The organism is Microbacterium sp. TPD7012 (assembly GCF_003075395.1).
In the GTDB taxonomy this organism is placed as follows: Bacteria; Actinomycetota; Actinomycetes; order Actinomycetales; family Microbacteriaceae; genus Microbacterium.
Genome location: NZ_QDFV01000004.1, coordinates 527,808 through 543,667 on the forward strand (window position 1 = coordinate 527,808; position 15,860 = coordinate 543,667).

Consider the following 15,860-nt stretch of genomic DNA (forward strand, 5'->3'; position numbering starts at 1 on the left):
TCAGATCTCTCCGATGGCGCGGAGGAGGGGAAGCTGCTCGCCCATCCACGGGCTGAACGCGAACGGCGCATTGCCCGCCGCCTCGATGAGCGCGTCGGCGTCGACCCATGTCCACTCCGCGACCTCGTCCGGGTCGGCGAGGGGATCGCCCTCGACGACGGCGACATGCACGGGGCAGACCTCGTTCTCCACGATGCCGCTCGCGTCGACCGCCCGGTAGCGGTAGTCGGGGAGGACGACGCGGAGATCGTCGACCTGCAGACCGAGTTCGCTGAGGCCGTGCCGCCGGACCGCGGCGGTCATCTCCTCGCCGGGCCGCGGGTGACCGCAGAAGCTGTTCGTCCAGACCCCCGGCCAGGTCCGCTTGCTCAGAGCGCGTCGCGTGACGAGCACGCGTCCACGGGAGTCGAAGACGTAGCAGGAGAAGGCGAGGTGCAACGGTGTGTCCGCGGTGTGGACTTCGCTCTTGGGTCGGGTGCCGATCGCCGTCCCGTCCTCCGCGAGGAGTGTCACGTGATCCACGACGCCTCCTTCGTCCGATTTAGCTAACTAAGCGAGTAATCAACTTAGCATGAAACTCTTCGTGTGTAACATGATCGCATGGACTCGGAGGCCGGCACCACCCCGCACGCCGCCTCGGCGACCACCGCAGGCACGCCCGACGGCCTGAGCCACGCCGCGATCTACGACGTCGAGGCCAGCGACCCGCGGAGCAGCCTGATCGACCGGAGCGGCGTTCCGCCCGAGGATCTGCGGCAGATCGCCGCGGTGATGGAGGCCCTGGCCGGGCTGCGCGACGCCGAGCAGCGCCTGTCGCAGGCGTCTCGGCGATACATGCGACTCAACGAGACCGACATGCGCGCGCTGCACTACCTCATCGTCTGCGCCAACCGGAACCTCGTGTCGACGCCCAGCGGGATCGCGCATCACCTTGGGATCTCGACCGCGGCGACCACGAAGCTGCTCGACAGACTCGAGAACGGCGGGCACATCCATCGGGCGCCGCATCCGACGGATCGTCGGGCACTGGCGATCACGATCACGCCGGAGACGCGCCATGCGGCGATGGAGACGGTCGGGCGTCAGCAGGCCAAGCGGTTCTACGCCGCCGCCCGGCTGAGCAGAGAGGAGCGAGACCTCGTGATCCGCTTCCTCGCCGACATGACCGATGAGATCACGCTCCGCGACGAGCCCTGGTTGACCAGGACGGCGGACTAGACCCTTCCGCCAGAGCATGCTCCGGCAGAAGGGCGGACGTCAGTGCGCCGCGTTGTAGGCGTCGACGATCGGGGCCGGGATGCGGCCGCGCTCGGAGAGGGTGTAGCCGTTCTTGTTCGCCCAGGCGCGGATCGCCGCGACCTCGGGGTTGCGCGCCGGGCGCTTGCGCGGGGCCGAAGCCCGAGCGGCGCCGGAGGTGCCGGCGCGGCGTCCTGCCGAGATGTACGGCTCGAATGCCTGGCGCAATTCCTCGACATGTGCGGAATTGAGGTCGATCTCGTACGAGGTGCCGTTGAGCGAGAAATGCACGGTCTCGCCTTCGCCGACCTCCAGCACGCTGCCGTCGATATCGTCTACCAGCTGGTGCACAATTCTTCTCGCCATGGAATTGACACTACCTCCGGGATAAAGCGGAGGACAAGAGGATCGCGGAATACGGCGATTATCAGTGACTCGTGTCGATCAGCTTCAGGCCGACAATGCACCCGACCAGCCCCATCAGCAGCAGAATGCGCAGCCAGGAGATCTCGGTGTCGCCGGTGAGCATCGCCCAGATGACGGTGAGGGAAGCTCCGATCCCGACCCATACGGCATAAGCGGTACCCGTCGCGATGTCCTTCATCGCGAAGGCGAGTCCGACCATCGACAGGGCGAGTCCGACGAAGAAGATGATGCTCGGCCAGAGCTTCGTGAGCCCCTCGGACTTTCCGAGTGCTGTGGCCCAGACGGCCTCGAGGACTCCGGAGACGATGAGTACGATCCACGACATGATCGGTCCTTTCGGACCAGTCTTTTCGCTCACCGGGTACTGGTCTGCCTCGTCCGGGGCCGGAGTTCTCCGACCACGACCGATGCTAGCGGAGGCGGCTGGGCAGGGCCTGGGCAGTGCGGGCAGGCGTCACGGGAGCAGACCGGCGCGTCGCGCTCGGGTGACGGCGGAGTGGCGCGTGGACGCATCGAGCTTCGACATCGCCGTTCCGAGGTAGGCCTTGACGGTGCCCTCGCGAAGTCCCAGCTGCGCGGCGATCTCCGCGTTGGTCGAGCCGAGCGCGGCGCAGGCGAGCACATCGGTCTCCCGGGGGGAGAGATGCACGGTCGGCACGGGGCCGGTGACGACCGGGACGGCGTCGCCCGCCAGAGTGACGAGGCGCCGCTCGACCTGGGCGATCCGGGCACGGAGCTCCGGATCGTCGACGTCGGCGGCGATGCTGCGGAGCTCGGCGAAGCTCTCCCTCAGCTCCTCGCGCTGCGGGGCGGGAACCGCCTCTGCTCCCGGAGCGGATGCCCGGAGCCGGCGCTGCACCTCGTCGCGGATGCGCAGCTCATCGGCGACCGACTGCGCGACCTGCATCGCCGGGGCGGTCGTGACGCCGCCCACCTGCTCCTCATCCCACGCGCCGGCATAGAGCACTCCGCGCGGTCGACCGTGCACCACGATCGGGAGGGCGAGAAGCGTGCGCAGCCCCTCTCCCAGCACGAACACGTCGTAGTCGTGGGTGATCTGCTGCGAGGACCCGTAGTCGCTCGTCATCCGAGGGCGGAGCTCCATCATGGCTCGGCCGCCGAGGCCGCGCTCCGGGCGGACCCGCAGACCGTCGAGAGAGCGGGTGCGGTTTCCGACGATGCTCGTGACGCTGACCACGCCCTCCTCGATGAGCCCGCCGAAGGCCACGGGAAAGCGCGTACGCCGGGCGAGCTCGCGCACCGCGTTGGCGACGAGTTCGCCTTCGGATTCGATGGCGACGGGTGAGCTCACGACTACCTACTTTCGGGGGTGACGGCACCGTTCCCCGTTTCGTAGCGTCGACCCTATCACCCGCAGGACCCCGTCGTGCGGGCACCGGACATGTGGCAAGGAGGCCCCATGAGCGACCAGACCCCCGCGGATTCGAACAGCGCGATCGATTACATCGCGATCGAGGAATCACCGAGATTCCGAACTCTGAAACGCACGCAGCGATCCTTCATCTTCCCTCTCGCCGCGTTCTTCCTTCTCTGGTATTTCGCCTACGTGCTGCTCGCCGCATTCGCGACCGAATTCATGGCGCAACACGTCTGGGGGGATATCACCGTCGGATTGCTCCTCGGACTGGGGCAGTTCGTCACGACCTTCGCGATCACCATGGCCTATGTGTCCTTCGCGAATCGGAAGATCGATCCGCTGGCGACGGAGATCCGTGAAGAGCTCGAGAAGGCGCAGGGCCACGCATGAACATCGTCCCCTCGGCGACCGAGACGGTCGTCATCGAGAGCAACCCCGTCCTCAACATCTCGATCTTCCTCGCCTTCGTCGCGGTGACGCTCTTCATCGTCATCCGGGCCAGCCGCAACAACAAGACCGCGGCCGACTACTACGCGGCAGGGCGCTCGTTCACCGGTCCGCAGAACGGCTTCGCGATCGCGGGTGACTACCTGTCGGCGGCATCCTTCCTCGGCATCTGCGGCGCGATCGCGATCAACGGATACGACGGCTTCCTCTACTCCATCGGCTTCCTGGTGGCGTGGCTCGTCGCGCTGCTGCTCGTGGCGGAACTGATGCGCAACACGGGGAAGTTCACGATGGCGGACGTGCTCTCCTTCCGCCTCAAGCAGCGCCCCGTGCGGATGGCGGCGGCGATCACCACGCTCGCGGTGTGCTTCTTCTACCTGCTCGCGCAGATGGCGGGCGCGGGCGGGCTGGTCTCCCTGCTGCTCGGCATCGACGGCCGGCTCGGTCAGTCGATCGTGATCGCCGTGGTCGGCGTCCTGATGATCGTCTACGTGCTGATCGGCGGCATGAAGGGAACGACGTGGGTCCAGATCGTCAAGGCCTTCCTCCTGATCGGCGGGGCGCTCGCGATGACGATCTGGGTGCTGGCCATCCACGGCTTCAGCCTCAACACGCTTCTCGAAGCGGCCGTGGCGAACTCCGACAAGGGCGACGCGATCCTGGCCCCGGGGCTGCAGTACGGCGCGAACCCCTGGGACTTCCTGTCCCTCGGCATGGCGCTCGTGCTCGGCACGGCCGGTCTGCCGCATGTGCTGATGCGGTTCTACACGGTGCCGACGGCGAAGGAGGCCCGACGTTCGGTCGTCTGGGCGATCTGGCTGATCGGCGGGTTCTACCTGCTGACCCTCGTGCTCGGCTACGGCGCAGGCGCGCTGGTCGGTGCCGACGTGATCGCGGCGGCCCCCGGCGGAGTCAACTCCGCGGCGCCGCTGCTCGCCCTGCAGCTCGGAGGGCCCGTGCTCCTCGGCTTCATCTCGGCGGTGGCGTTCGCGACCATCCTCGCAGTGGTCGCCGGCCTCACGATCACGGCGGCGGCGTCGTTCGCTCATGACATCTACGCGAACGTGATCCAGAAGGGGAAGAAGGATGCCGCGGGCGAGCCCGTGGAGGCCGACCCGAACGCCGAGGTGCGCGTCGCACGTCGGACGGTGATCGTCATCGGCATCCTGGCGATCATCGGCGGAATCGGGGCACAGGGGCAGAACATCGCGTTCCTCGTCGCACTGGCCTTCGCCGTCGCGGCATCCGCCAATCTCCCGACGATCCTCTACTCGCTCTTCTGGCGGCGCTTCTCGACCCGTGGCGCGGTGTGGAGCATGTACGGCGGGCTCGGGTCGGCGATCCTCCTGATCGTCCTGTCGCCGGTGTTCTCCGGGACGCCGACGTCGATGATCCCCGGGATCGACATCGCGATCTGGCCGCTGAACAACCCCGGCATCGTGTCCATCCCGCTCGGCTTCCTGCTGGGCTGGCTCGGCACCGTCACGAGCAGTCGGAAGGAGTCGCCGCAGCTCGCCGCCGAGATGGAGGTGCGTTCGCTCACCGGCTTCGGGGCCGAGAAGGCGACGGAGCACTGACCTCGGGAGCCTCGAGCACGTGGACCCGGCGGCCTACTCGCCGGGTCCACGTCGTCTCGGGGGAGGCGTCGGTCAGCGGGACTCGAGGTCCAGCAGGAACGTCTTGCGCTCCGGGTGCGCGCCGTAGTGACCTGGCGTCCCGTCGGAGCGCACGACGCGGTGCACGGGGACGATGATCGAGAACGGCGTCAGGCGGCAGGCGGTGCCGACCGCCCGCGCCGCTCCGGGGTGACCGGCGAGCACGGCGACCTCGCCGTAGCTGAGCGTCTCGCCCCATGCGATGCCGCAGATCGTCTGCAGGGCGAGCAGGGGGAATCCCTCGACCAGCCGCCAGTCGAGACGGAGGTGATCCTCGAAGCGGACCGGTTCCCCGTCGAAGTACGCCGCGAGCAGGTGGGCCAGCTCGTCGGCCGCGCCGGGGTCGGGCTCCGGCATCGCGTGCAGCTGCCGCGCTACGCCCTCGAGGAGCCAGGGCACCGAGGGGTCTTCGGATTCGGAGAGGTCGAAGCGTACGATGCCCTCGTCGGAGAACACCGCGAGAGCATCCCCGAACGGGGTGGGTGCGAAGTCGTAGCGGAAGGTCATGCATCCATACTGAACCGACGCGGCGACCTCGCGGACGCGGCAGTCCGCTCCGCGTGGACAACCGGGTTCGCGGTCCGTGTGTTGCAGGAGGAGTCGCGAGCGCCCGTCAGAGGCCAGAATTCCGGTGAAACCCGCCCGGGTTACCCCGGCTCGCGCTCTCGCGCGCCTAGGGTGTCAGTGTGTGGCGACGTGAGGGCAGGTCTGCGGATGACGCGGTGGCGGAGGCCGCTGTGACCCTCGGCGATCTGCACGAGTCGAGCACCGGTGTCGAGATCGCGCACGCCGCCGAGGCCGAGCGCACCCGTCTGCGGGCCGAGGCTGCCGATCTCGGCGGGCCCTCGCCTCTGGTCAGCTTCCGCGACGGGCCCGAGTCGGGCATCGACATCTCGAAGGCGCACCCCGGCAGCCTTCCCCAGTTCATCACCGGCAAGTCGACGCTCCTGTCGAACCTGTTCCGCGACGAGGTCGGGCTCCGCACCGCGCGGCTCGCCGCCGAGCGGATCACGGCCAAGAACACCGAGCTGCGCACCGTGCGGGGGATCGAGGCCGTGCACCTCGCGGTCGGCGTCGCCCGCTGGCGCATCGGCGGTGCGGGCTTCGCCGCTCCCGTCCTGCTGCGGCCTCTGGCGATCCGGCGGCACCACTCCGACTTCGAGCTCAAGCTCCAGGGTGCGTTCGAGGTGAATCCCGAGCTCGTGCGCATCGCGCGCGAGCACTTCGGGATCTCGATCGACCCCGCATCCCTCGCGGCGCTCGCCTACGACGGCGGCATCTTCAAGCCGCAGCCCGTGATCGACAGCCTCCGCGCGACGACGCGATCGATCGACACGTTCTCGGTGGAGCCCCGGCTCGTCGTCTCGACGTTCGCCGATGTCTCCGCGGCGATGTCCCGCGACGGCGGGAGTCTCGATCACCTGGTGCTGAACGCACTCAACGGCCACGTCGGCGACCGGGAGCAGGTCTCCGCACCGCGGGCGGCACCGCACCACACCTCTCCGGACGACCGTGCACCGGCATCCGACAACCTCCTCCTCGATGCGGATGCCGAGCAGGAGGCCGTGCTCGCACGCATCGCCGCCGGGCACTCGCTCACGGTGGCGACGCTTCCGGGCACCGGCGGCACGCAGACGGTCATCAACGCGCTGGGCGAGCTCGTGCGCGCGGGCAAGCGCGTGCTGGTGGTCTCGGCACGGCGTTCGACGCTCGACGGCGTGCGTCATCGTCTCGCCGGCATCGGGCTCGACAGCCTCGCGATCTCTCCGGCGAGCGTGCGCCGCGACCTCGTCCGTGCCATCGGGCGCAACGAGAAGGCCGCAGCGCCCAAGGTGAGCGAGGTGGACGACGCGCTCGTGCGTCTGCGCACCGTGCTGCGCGACTACCGGCAGGCGCTCACGTCGCCGATCCCCGGGACCGATGCGTCGGTCCTCGACGCGACCCGTCACCTCACGCGCCTCGCATCGCTTCCCGTTCCGCCGTCGACGACGGCTCGTCTCGGACCCGACGCCCTGCGCCGTCTGGCCGCCGATCGGACCGAGGCATCCGAGTCGCTGGCCCAGGCCGCACGCCTGGGCGAATTCCGCTTCGGTCCCGACGACTCGCCCTGGTACGGCGTGACTTTCGCCAGCACCGAGGCCGCACGCGCCGCGCACGAGCTCGCCGGACGCCTGCACGCGAGCAGCGTGCCCACGCTCCTCGAGCGCGGCTACGAGCTGATCGCCCAGACGCACATGCGCCCGTTCTCGACCGTCGACGAGCTCGGCGAGTATCTGCGCCTGCTGCAGGGCATCCGCGACTCGCTCGACCGGTTCAGCCCCACGGTGTTCGAGCGTCCGCTGGGCGAGCTCATCCAGGCCCATGGCTCGCGCCGTGACGCGCCCGGTCTGTCCGCCGCCAATCGCCGACGGCTGCGGCGCCTCGCGAAGGAGTACGTGCGCCCCGGCGTCCACGTCACCGAGATGCACGAGGCTCTGCTGCGCATCCAGACGCAGCGCACGCAGTGGCAGCGGTTCGTCGAGGCCGGCGTCGCACCTGAGGTGCCGCTGGGTCTGGGCGACGTCGCCGCCTCCTGGCAGCGGGTGGAGGCGGAGCTCGCGGAGCTCGATGCCGCGCTCGGCCGCCGCGAGCCGCTGGCGACCCTCCCGGTCGCGCGGCTGGTCCGCACGCTGGCCGGTCTCGCCGAGAAGTCCGACGTGTTCGACAACCTCGTGGAGCGTGCGCAGCTGCGCGACCGTCTCGCGCTGCTCGGCCTGGAGCCGCTGCTCGCGGAGCTCTCCGTGCGCCATGTCGCCGAGTCCCGGGTGGGCGACGAGCTCGAGTTCGCCTGGTGGCAGTCGCTCCTGGAGCGGGCGCTGCAGGACAACCGGGCGCTCCTCGGTGCGAACACCGCGGTCGTGGACCGGCTCGAACGCGACTTCCGCCTCGTCGACGAGGCCCATGCCGCGATGGCCGGCCCTCTGCTCGCCTGGCAGCTCGCGAACCAGTGGCGGATCGCGATCGTCGACGAGCCGCAGCAGTCGCAGCATCTCCGTCGGGCGCTGACGCAGCCGGCGACGACGACGGCCGAGGTCGTCAGCTCCGCGCCCGCGCTCATCGACGTGCTGGCCCCGGTCTGGATCTCCTCTCCGTACCTCGTCCCCGAGATCCCCGACTCCGTCGAGTTCGACACCGTGCTGCTGGTCGACGCCGCCGCGATCAACCTCGCGGAGGCCGCGCCGGCGATCCGTCGCGCGCGGCAGATCGTCGCGTTCGGCGACCCGGTCACACAGCGTCCGACTCCCTTCCACATCGCGGTGGACCCGGTGGAGTCCTGGGAGGCGGAGGTCCCGTTCGACGACGTCTCCGTCTTCGAGCGGCTGTCCGAGCTCCTCCCGGTGATGACGCTCACGCGCAGCTACCGTGCCGGAGGCGAGGACCTCGCCGAGCTCATCAACGACGCCTTCTACGGCGGAGAGATCGTGTCGCTGCCGTGGGCCGGCTCCTACCTCGGACGCGGCAGCCTGACGGTCGACTACGTCGAGGGCGGGACCGGTGCACCGGACCCGGTGTCGGGCGCGGTCGAGAGCCCGGACGCGGAGGTGGCCAGGGTCGTGACCCTCGTCGTCGAGCATGCGATCCATCGGCCGTCCGAGTCGCTGATGGTCGTCACGGCCAGCACGCGTCACGCCGAGCGCGTCCGCGCGGCCGTCACCTCGGCGTTCGCCGGCCGATCCGATGTCGCGGACTTCGTCGGTCGAGACACCGCGGAGCCCTTCGCGGTGCTGACGCTGGAGGAATCCGTCGCCGAGAGCCGTGACCGGGTGATCTTCTCTCTCGGCTTCGGACTCACGAAGCACGGTCGGGTGCTGAGCGACTTCGGCGATCTCTCGACCCCCGACGGCGAGCGGCTGCTCACGGTCGGCATGACACGTGCCCGCCGCTCGATGGTGATCGTCTCGTCCATCCGCCCCTCGGCCTTCGATGACGGACGGCTGGAGCACGGCGCCGCCACGCTGATGTCGATCCTCGGCGGACTCGCCGCACGGAGCAGGGACGCCCGGCTGGAGGATCTCGCCGATCCGCTCACGCTCGCCCTGGCACGCGAGCTGCGACGCCTCGGAGCATCCGTCGACGTCGACTACCGCGGGCTCCTTCCGCTGGTCGCGCAGCACGACGGCAAGGCCGTCGTGATCGAATCGGATCCGGAGTCCCGCGGGGACTCGCTGCGGGAGACGCTGCGGCTGCGACCGCATGTGCTGCGGAGACTGGGATGGCACTACGTGCGCGTGCACGCGTTCGATCTCTACAGCGATCCGGTCACCGCCGCGACGCGCATCGCGGGTGTGCTCGGCATCTCCGAGTCGGCGCCGCGCGTCGAGAACGACACGCAGCCGATCGACATCATCGACCCTGAGAATGGCTGAGCAGTCCGAGCCCGATCCGGACGGTCAGCGCGTCGTCCGCGTCGCCGGAGCGCGCAGGGCGCGACTCACGCCAGTGCCCGGCAGCGACCCCGCACCGGAGTCCGGTCCCGAGACCGACGATGACGACGTGGCCGCGGCACCTCGCGGTCCGAAGGGTCCCAATGACGACCGCCTGATGCAGGACGTGCCGCCGCACTACTGAGTGCCCCCACGCGAAACCGCCGCCGCCCCGGAGGGGACGGCGGCGGTTCTCACGGAGTGGCGGACTAGGCGCGCTGGCTCTTGAGCAGGTCGCGGATCTCGACGAGCAGCTCCGCCTCGGTGGCGGCGGCGGGCTCGTCCTCCGGCTCCTCGGCCCTCGTGCCCTTGCGGGCCTCGACATGCGCCTTGAAGGTGTTCATCGGCAGGACGAACACGAAGTACACGACCACGGCGACGGCGAGGAAGCTGATGATGGCCGAGATCAGATCCCCGAGAGGGAAGGTGACCATGTCGCCGTAGATGCTCGGGATCTGGGGCCCGAACTGGCCGGCGGCATCCGCCTTGAAGAAGAGCGAGACGAGCGGAGTGATGATGCTGGCCACGACGGAGTTGACGATCGCGGTGAACGCGGAGCCGATGACCACGGCCACGGCGAGATCGATCACGTTTCCGCGGAGGATGAAGTCCTTGAAGCCTTTGAGCATGGGATCTCCCAACGGGTCGGGGCCTCAGGAAGAGGCCGGAGTCGACGCAGCAGCCGGTGCGGCGCTCGTCTTCGACTCCGACTTCGATGATGCCGAACCCTCGCCCGATCCGCCTGATTTGGCGCGCGAGTCCGTGCGGTAGAACCCCGAGCCGTTGAAGGTGACGCCGATCGAACCGTACTGCTTGCGCAGCGTGCCCCCGCACTCGGGGCATTCGGTGAGCGCGTTGTCGGAGAAGCTCTGGACGGCGTCGAACTGGTGTCCGCACGACGTGCAGGCATAGGCGTAGGTGGGCATGGGGGTCCTTGCGGGTCAGCGCCGCGTGGGCGACAGGTTCAGGGTCTGCGTCGGGGTCACGACGCCGTTCACCGGCTGGTCGTGCACCTCCCGCGGCAGGGAGTCGAGTATCTCGGAATCATAGATGACGGCGTAGACGGGCGGGCACTTCTCCATGGAGCCGATCGTCTTGTCGAAGTAGCCGCGGCCCCAACCCATCCGCATCCCCGAGCGGTCGACGGCCGCGGCAGGGACGATCATGAGGTCGACGTCGTTCACGGCGATCGGTCCCAGCACCTCGCCGGTCGGCTCGGGCAGACCGAACAGCCCTTCGGCGACGCGGTCGTCGTCGGTGGCGACGGCCCAGTCGAGCAGGCCGTCGGCCCGGGTGATCGGCAGCAGCACGCGGATGCCGCGGCGCACAGCCCTGGTCACGAACTCGCGGGTGCCCGGCTCGGTCGTGGTCGAGAGGAAGCACGAGATCGATCGTGCGCCGAGCTCGTCGACCAGCGCATCGAGGCGCGCGCCGATATCGGATGCCGCGGCATCGCGTTGCGACTCGGAGAGGAGCTGGCGGCGCTCACGCAGTTCGGCGCGCAGAGCGCGTTTCGCGTGTTCGACGTCGTTCGACATGGCTCTGAGTCTACGGCGGTGCCGACCGCTAGGCTGTGAGGATGGGTGAGCACAAGATCAAGGCCGTCATTCCCGCGGCAGGACTGGGGACGCGCTTCCTGCCTGCGACGAAGGCGATGCCGAAGGAGATGCTCCCTGTCGTCGACAAGCCGGCCATCCAGTACGTGGTGGAAGAGGCGGCGGACGCAGGGATCGATGACATCCTCGTCATCATCGGTCGCAACAAGAACGCGATCTCGAACCACTTCGACTCGGTCCCCGAGCTCGAGGTCAAGCTCCTGGAGAAGGGTGATGACGGTCGCCTCGCGAGCGTCATGAAGTCGAGCGACCTCGCCGACATCCACTTCGTGCGCCAGGGCGAGCCCAAGGGGCTCGGGCATGCCGTGCTGCGTGCCCGCACCCATGTCGGCGACAGCTCGTTCGCCGTGCTTCTCGGTGACGACCTCATCGACGAGCGCGACCCGCTGCTGACCGACATGATCGCCGAGCACGAGCGCAGCGGCGCCGCGGTCATCGCGCTGATGGAGGTCGACCCCGCCAGCATCCACATGTACGGTGCCGCCGCCGTCGAGTCGATCGAGGACTCGGAGAACGTCCGCGTGACCGGCCTCGTCGAGAAGCCCGCGCAGGAGGACGCCCCCTCGAACCTCGCCGTCATCGGCCGCTATGTGCTGCCGGCATCCGTCTTCGAAATCCTCGAGCGCACCGAGCCGGGCAAGGGCGGCGAGATCCAGCTGACCGACGCTCTGCAGGAGATGGCAGCAGACACCGATGGGCCCGGCGTCGTCGGAGTCATCTTCCGCGGCCGTCGTTACGACACCGGCGACCGCGTGGACTACATCAAGGCGATCGTGCAGCTCGCCTCCGACCGCGACGACCTCGGCCCGGAGCTGCGGCCCTGGCTCAAGGAGTTCGCGGAACGCCTCTAGGCGACTCTGCGGGCGTCGGGACGACTCATGGATCTGGCGACGGGAATGCGGCACGGACCGATCGAGCTTCGGCTCGTGCGAACGAAGGACGCCCGTCCGCTGCAGCACGAGCTGCTCGCGAACCGGTCGTGGTTGCAGCCGTGGGAGGCGACCGTCCCCTACGGCTCGGTGTCGTTCGACATGCGCCTCAGCATCCGTCGGCTGCTGCAGCAGTACAAGGACGGCTCGGGCTATCCCTTCGTCATGGAGTACGAGGGCGAGGTCGCCGGACAGCTGAACGTCTGGGGAGTGGCCCGCGGCTCGCTGTGCTCCGCGACAATCGGCTATTGGGTGAGCGAGCGGTTCGCGGGCCGGGGGATCACCCCGACGGCGGTGGCTCTCGCCACCGATGCCTGCTTCACCGAGTACGGCCTGCACCGGATGGAGATCTGCATCCGCCCGGAGAACGCGGCGAGCCTGCGCGTCGTTCAGAAGCTCGGGTTCCGCTACGAGGGGCTGCGGCGCCGCTACATCCACATCGACGGGGACTGGCGCGACCACTATGCGTTCTCGCTCACGCGCGAGGATGTGCCCCAGGGCGTGCTGGCCCGGTGGCTGAGCGGCCAGGTGCCGCCGGATGCCGCGACGGTGCCGCCGTCGGACCGCATCGCCCGCTGAGACCTCGGTTCGCACCGGTTCCGGATCGGACTCGCCGCGACACGCGCCGCCTGCGCGGCGCAGCGGCCCTCAGCGCTTACCGTTGACCCTATGGACGGGCCGGTGCTGAGTGGGGGAGTGATCGTCCTCGTCTCCGTGCTCCTGTGGATGCTCTATCTGCTGCCGTCGTGGCGCGGCCGCTACCAGTACAACGCCTCGGAGCGGAACGCCGTTCGTCTGAATCAGGCGCTGCGTGTCCTCGCCGAGACGAGCGAGACCCCCGGCGAGGTCCGCTTCGAGCTCAACGCGCGGACCGCGCTAGCGCAGCAGAAGCTCGCGAAGCGCGTGCAGTCCGAGCGGGAGTCCGCCGAACTCGAGGCCCTGCGGCAGGAACTCGCGGCGACGCGCGCCGACCCCGTGATCCGCCGCGCGCGGGCCCGTCGTCGTGTGCGGGTGGTGGCCACGAGTGCTCTTCTGCTCGGCCTGGCCGTCGCCGGTCTCGGCGTCTGGCAGATCCTGGCATCCGGTGCGCAGACGCTCGCATGGATCGGCGGAGCGCTGGTCGTGATCGCCGGCGTGATGCTGCAGCGGATGGCATCCGTGGCGCAGCGCGCGGTCCGTCGTCCGCAGGTCGTCTCGGAACCCGTTCGGGAGCGCACCGCTCCCGAGCTGCACGATCAGGGGCGCGCGACCTGGACTCCGCGTCCGCTTCCCGAGCCGCTGGTCACCGTCGCCGGGTCGCGCGCGCAGGCCGCGCGTGCGGAGATCGAGGCGCAGGAGGAGCGTCGCAAGGCGGCCAGGGTCGCCGCGCTCCGCGAGCGGGCGGAGCAGATGTCCCCGGTCGCTCCTGTGCAGCTGCCGGCCGCGTCGTCGCCCTACGCGAAGATGGGCTTCGTCGACGATGCCGAGATCGAGGCGCACGTTCGTGAGCTTCTCTCGCGACGCGCTGCCGGCTGAGCATCGCGCGACGCGATCCGCCCCCGCGGCGTGATAGCGTAGAAGCCGTTCACGGGCCTATGGCGCAGTTGGTAGCGCGCCTCGTTCGCATCGAGGAGGTCAGGGGTTCGAATCCCCTTAGGTCCACCGAACAGAAAGCCCCCGGCACGCGCCGGGGGCTTTCTTCTTTCTCCCGGGCTCAGCCCCAGAAGAGGTCCTCTGCGTCCTGGTCCTCGCTGATCAGCCAGATCTCCGCGATCCGATCGCCCTCGACACGGAACACGTCGACGCCGTGCTGGTCGAGATCGGCAGCGCCTGCGCGCCGGGCGGTGAAGCGCACGGTCGTGGCGACGAGCAGACCGCTCTCCGTCGCAGACTCGGTCTCGAGCGCGAAGGTGCCGCCGCTCAACTCCATGAATGCACCCAGATGGGCCACGATCGCGTCGGGTCCCACATGATCGCCGGACAGCCGGTTCGCGCCTGGCTGGTGCCACACGGCATCCTCGGTCAGCACAGCCGCCAACCCCGCCATGTCTCCAGCCGCCACCGCGGCTCCGTAACGTCCCACCACATCGATCGCCGACATGTTCTTCCTCCGCTTCTGCTCGGTACCCTGAGGTTCCACCGTGTCGAGGCGGACATGGTTACTTCAACGTCACCAGGGAGCGGGATCACATGACAACCGAGTGGACGGTGTTCTCCGCCCGATGCCCGTCGCGTCGTTCGCTGGCCCGCATCGCGAACAAGTGGACGGCGATGATCGTCGTCCTGCTCCATGAACGTCCCCGACGCTTCGGGGAGCTTCATCGGGATGTGCAGGGGATCACCAAGAAGGTCCTGGCCGACACTCTCCGCGCGCTGGAGCGCGACGGGATGGTCGAGCGCATCGCGCATGCCGACGGCTACGCGCTCTATCGGCTCACGGTTCTCGGCCTCACTCTGCATGAGCCGCTCAGAGCCCTCCAGGTCTGGGCGGAGTCTCACGTCGAGGACGTGATCGATGCGCAGGAGCGGTACGACGAGGCTCTCGACGACCAGACCCTGGCGCCGTGAATCAGCGCGACACGCCCGGCGGTCGGGCTGGATTTGCCCGATCCCCGGGATCCGCGTAACTTATTACTTGTTCGCCCCAAACGGTTGAGCGGAGGTCCTCGGACCGGCTCCCGTCAAGCATCGAACACCTCCCGAATCCCGAAACTCTCACGAGTCCTCAGGATGAAGGAACTGCCTCGTGCCCACGAGCATCTCGCCGGAAGGCGATTTGACACCGGGAACGAGATCAGTAAGATAGAGAAGTTGCCCTTCGGGCCTGGCTGTGATGGCTGGGTCGTGGGAGCATCCGATCCTTGAGAACTCAACAGCGTGCACTTGTCAAATGCCAAATTATCCTCGTTCAGTCGTTTTTCGGCTGGGTGAGAATTCCTTTGGATCAAAGACCAGCCCCTTTTGGGGGTTGGCATTCGGATGAAGTCAGCAATGAATTTGTCTCTTTGGTCAGCATCAAACTCGCTGCGTCATCGTTTTCCCGATGGGGTATGCATTTCTTTTTTACGGAGAGTTTGATCCTGGCTCAGGATGAACGCTGGCGGCGTGCTTAACACATGCAAGTCGAACGGTGAACACGGAGCTTGCTCTGTGGGATCAGTGGCGAACGGGTGAGTAACACGTGAGCAACCTGCCCCTGACTCTGGGATAAGCGCTGGAAACGGCGTCTAATACTGGATATGTGACGTGACCGCATGGTCTGCGTCTGGAAAGAATTTCGGTTGGGGATGGGCTCGCGGCCTATCAGCTTGTTGGTGAGGTAATGGCTCACCAAGGCGTCGACGGGTAGCCGGCCTGAGAGGGTGACCGGCCACACTGGGACTGAGACACGGCCCAGACTCCTACGGGAGGCAGCAGTGGGGAATATTGCACAATGGGCGCAAGCCTGATGCAGCAACGCCGCGTGAGGGATGACGGCCTTCGGGTTGTAAACCTCTTTTAGCAGGGAAGAAGCGAAAGTGACGGTACCTGCAGAAAAAGCGCCGGCTAACTACGTGCCAGCAGCCGCGGTAATACGTAGGGCGCAAGCGTTATCCGGAATTATTGGGCGTAAAGAGCTCGTAGGCGGTTTGTCGCGTCTGCTGTGAAATCCCGAGGCTCAACCTCGGGCCTGCAGTGGGTACGGGCAGACTAGAGTGCGGTAGGGGAGATTGGAATTCCTGGTGTAGCGG

General features: G+C 68.2%; 18 protein-coding genes, 1 tRNA gene, 1 rRNA gene and 1 riboswitch. Of the genes, 11 read left to right on the top strand and 9 right to left on the bottom strand.

Annotated features, from left to right (window positions below):
• Nucleotides 1-522, bottom strand: a complete 522-nt coding sequence (gene idi, locus DC434_RS14130; protein ID WP_116635904.1) for an isopentenyl-diphosphate Delta-isomerase — start codon at nt 520-522, stop codon at nt 1-3.
• A 78-nt stretch (nt 523-600) separates the two neighbouring features.
• Here idi and DC434_RS14135 point away from each other — a divergent pair, with 78 nt between their 5' ends.
• Complete coding sequence (locus tag DC434_RS14135) at nt 601-1,218, top strand: MarR family transcriptional regulator (RefSeq protein WP_116635905.1); 618 nt, start codon at nt 601-603, stop codon at nt 1,216-1,218.
• Nucleotides 1,219-1,257: 39 nt separating this feature from the next.
• Here DC434_RS14135 and DC434_RS14140 read toward each other — a convergent pair whose 3' ends face one another.
• The 3 genes from DC434_RS14140 to DC434_RS14150 all read right to left on the bottom strand — a co-directional run bounded on the left by DC434_RS14140 (nt 1,258) and on the right by DC434_RS14150 (nt 2,974).
• Entirely contained in the window at nt 1,258-1,602 is a 345-nt protein-coding gene (locus DC434_RS14140; RefSeq protein WP_116635906.1) for an Lsr2 family protein, read from the bottom strand.
• A gap of 61 nt (nt 1,603-1,663) precedes the next feature.
• On the bottom strand, nt 1,664-1,987 hold the full coding sequence (locus tag DC434_RS14145) for a multidrug efflux SMR transporter (RefSeq protein ID WP_116635907.1): 324 nt from the start codon (nt 1,985-1,987) through the stop codon (nt 1,664-1,666).
• Nucleotides 1,988-1,998: 11 nt separating this feature from the next.
• Nucleotides 1,999-2,064, bottom strand: a riboswitch (guanidine-III (ykkC-III) riboswitch).
• A gap of 52 nt (nt 2,065-2,116) precedes the next feature.
• The gene (locus DC434_RS14150; RefSeq protein WP_116635908.1) at nt 2,117-2,974 is read right to left on the bottom strand and encodes a LuxR C-terminal-related transcriptional regulator; all 858 of its coding nucleotides are present in this window, start codon (nt 2,972-2,974) and stop codon (nt 2,117-2,119) included.
• A 108-nt stretch (nt 2,975-3,082) separates the two neighbouring features.
• Between DC434_RS14150 and DC434_RS14155 the strand changes: the two genes are divergently transcribed.
• Both DC434_RS14155 and DC434_RS14160 read left to right on the top strand, forming a co-directional pair.
• Entirely contained in the window at nt 3,083-3,430 is a 348-nt protein-coding gene (locus tag DC434_RS14155) for a DUF485 domain-containing protein (RefSeq protein WP_116635909.1), read from the top strand.
• Complete coding sequence (locus tag DC434_RS14160) at nt 3,427-5,064, top strand: cation acetate symporter (RefSeq protein ID WP_116635910.1); 1,638 nt, start codon at nt 3,427-3,429, stop codon at nt 5,062-5,064. The genes DC434_RS14155 and DC434_RS14160 overlap by 4 nt, the downstream gene beginning before the upstream one ends.
• A gap of 72 nt (nt 5,065-5,136) precedes the next feature.
• Here DC434_RS14160 and DC434_RS14165 read toward each other — a convergent pair whose 3' ends face one another.
• Nucleotides 5,137-5,649 carry a methylated-DNA--[protein]-cysteine S-methyltransferase gene (locus tag DC434_RS14165; RefSeq protein WP_116635911.1) on the bottom strand — a complete coding sequence of 171 codons (513 nt, stop codon included), beginning with the start codon at nt 5,647-5,649 and terminating at the stop codon, nt 5,137-5,139.
• 230 nt (nt 5,650-5,879) lie between these two features.
• On the opposite strand from DC434_RS14165, the gene DC434_RS14170 reads away from it, so the two are divergent.
• Together DC434_RS14170 and DC434_RS14175 are read left to right on the top strand one after the other, a co-directional pair.
• Nucleotides 5,880-9,548, top strand: coding sequence for an AAA family ATPase (locus DC434_RS14170; RefSeq protein ID WP_116635971.1), 3,669 nt, complete (start codon nt 5,880-5,882; stop codon nt 9,546-9,548).
• Complete coding sequence (locus tag DC434_RS14175; RefSeq protein ID WP_116635912.1) at nt 9,541-9,750, top strand: hypothetical protein; 210 nt, start codon at nt 9,541-9,543, stop codon at nt 9,748-9,750. Before DC434_RS14170 ends, DC434_RS14175 begins: the two co-directional genes overlap by 8 nt.
• 64 nt (nt 9,751-9,814) lie before the next feature.
• Here DC434_RS14175 and mscL read toward each other — a convergent pair whose 3' ends face one another.
• The 3 genes from mscL to DC434_RS14190 are packed head-to-tail and all read right to left on the bottom strand — an operon-like array spanning nt 9,815 to nt 11,143.
• The gene (gene mscL / locus DC434_RS14180; RefSeq protein WP_116635913.1) at nt 9,815-10,234 is read right to left on the bottom strand and encodes a large conductance mechanosensitive channel protein MscL; all 420 of its coding nucleotides are present in this window, start codon (nt 10,232-10,234) and stop codon (nt 9,815-9,817) included.
• Between the two features lie 24 nt (nt 10,235-10,258).
• Nucleotides 10,259-10,531, bottom strand: a complete 273-nt coding sequence (locus DC434_RS14185; protein WP_116635914.1) for an FmdB family zinc ribbon protein — start codon at nt 10,529-10,531, stop codon at nt 10,259-10,261.
• A 15-nt stretch (nt 10,532-10,546) separates the two neighbouring features.
• The gene (locus tag DC434_RS14190; RefSeq protein WP_116635915.1) at nt 10,547-11,143 is read right to left on the bottom strand and encodes a 5-formyltetrahydrofolate cyclo-ligase; all 597 of its coding nucleotides are present in this window, start codon (nt 11,141-11,143) and stop codon (nt 10,547-10,549) included.
• A 41-nt stretch (nt 11,144-11,184) separates the two neighbouring features.
• Between DC434_RS14190 and galU the strand changes: the two genes are divergently transcribed.
• The 4 genes from galU to DC434_RS14210 all read left to right on the top strand — a co-directional run bounded on the left by galU (nt 11,185) and on the right by DC434_RS14210 (nt 13,791).
• The gene (galU, locus tag DC434_RS14195; protein ID WP_116635916.1) at nt 11,185-12,072 is read left to right on the top strand and encodes a UTP--glucose-1-phosphate uridylyltransferase GalU; all 888 of its coding nucleotides are present in this window, start codon (nt 11,185-11,187) and stop codon (nt 12,070-12,072) included.
• 45 nt (nt 12,073-12,117) lie between these two features.
• Nucleotides 12,118-12,729, top strand: a complete 612-nt coding sequence (locus DC434_RS14200) for a GNAT family protein (protein ID WP_116635917.1) — start codon at nt 12,118-12,120, stop codon at nt 12,727-12,729.
• A gap of 90 nt (nt 12,730-12,819) precedes the next feature.
• On the top strand, nt 12,820-13,665 hold the full coding sequence (locus DC434_RS14205) for a hypothetical protein (protein ID WP_116635918.1): 846 nt from the start codon (nt 12,820-12,822) through the stop codon (nt 13,663-13,665).
• Between the two features lie 53 nt (nt 13,666-13,718).
• Nucleotides 13,719-13,791 (top strand) — tRNA-Ala (locus tag DC434_RS14210).
• Nucleotides 13,792-13,843: 52 nt separating this feature from the next.
• On the opposite strand, the gene DC434_RS14215 is transcribed toward DC434_RS14210, so the two are convergent.
• On the bottom strand, nt 13,844-14,230 hold the full coding sequence (locus tag DC434_RS14215; RefSeq protein WP_116635919.1) for a nuclear transport factor 2 family protein: 387 nt from the start codon (nt 14,228-14,230) through the stop codon (nt 13,844-13,846).
• Between the two features lie 89 nt (nt 14,231-14,319).
• On the opposite strand from DC434_RS14215, the gene DC434_RS14220 reads away from it, so the two are divergent.
• Both DC434_RS14220 and DC434_RS14225 read left to right on the top strand, forming a co-directional pair.
• Entirely contained in the window at nt 14,320-14,697 is a 378-nt protein-coding gene (locus tag DC434_RS14220) for a helix-turn-helix domain-containing protein (protein ID WP_116635920.1), read from the top strand.
• Nucleotides 14,698-15,191: 494 nt separating this feature from the next.
• Nucleotides 15,192-15,860, top strand: a 16S ribosomal RNA gene (locus DC434_RS14225); the annotation flags it as partial.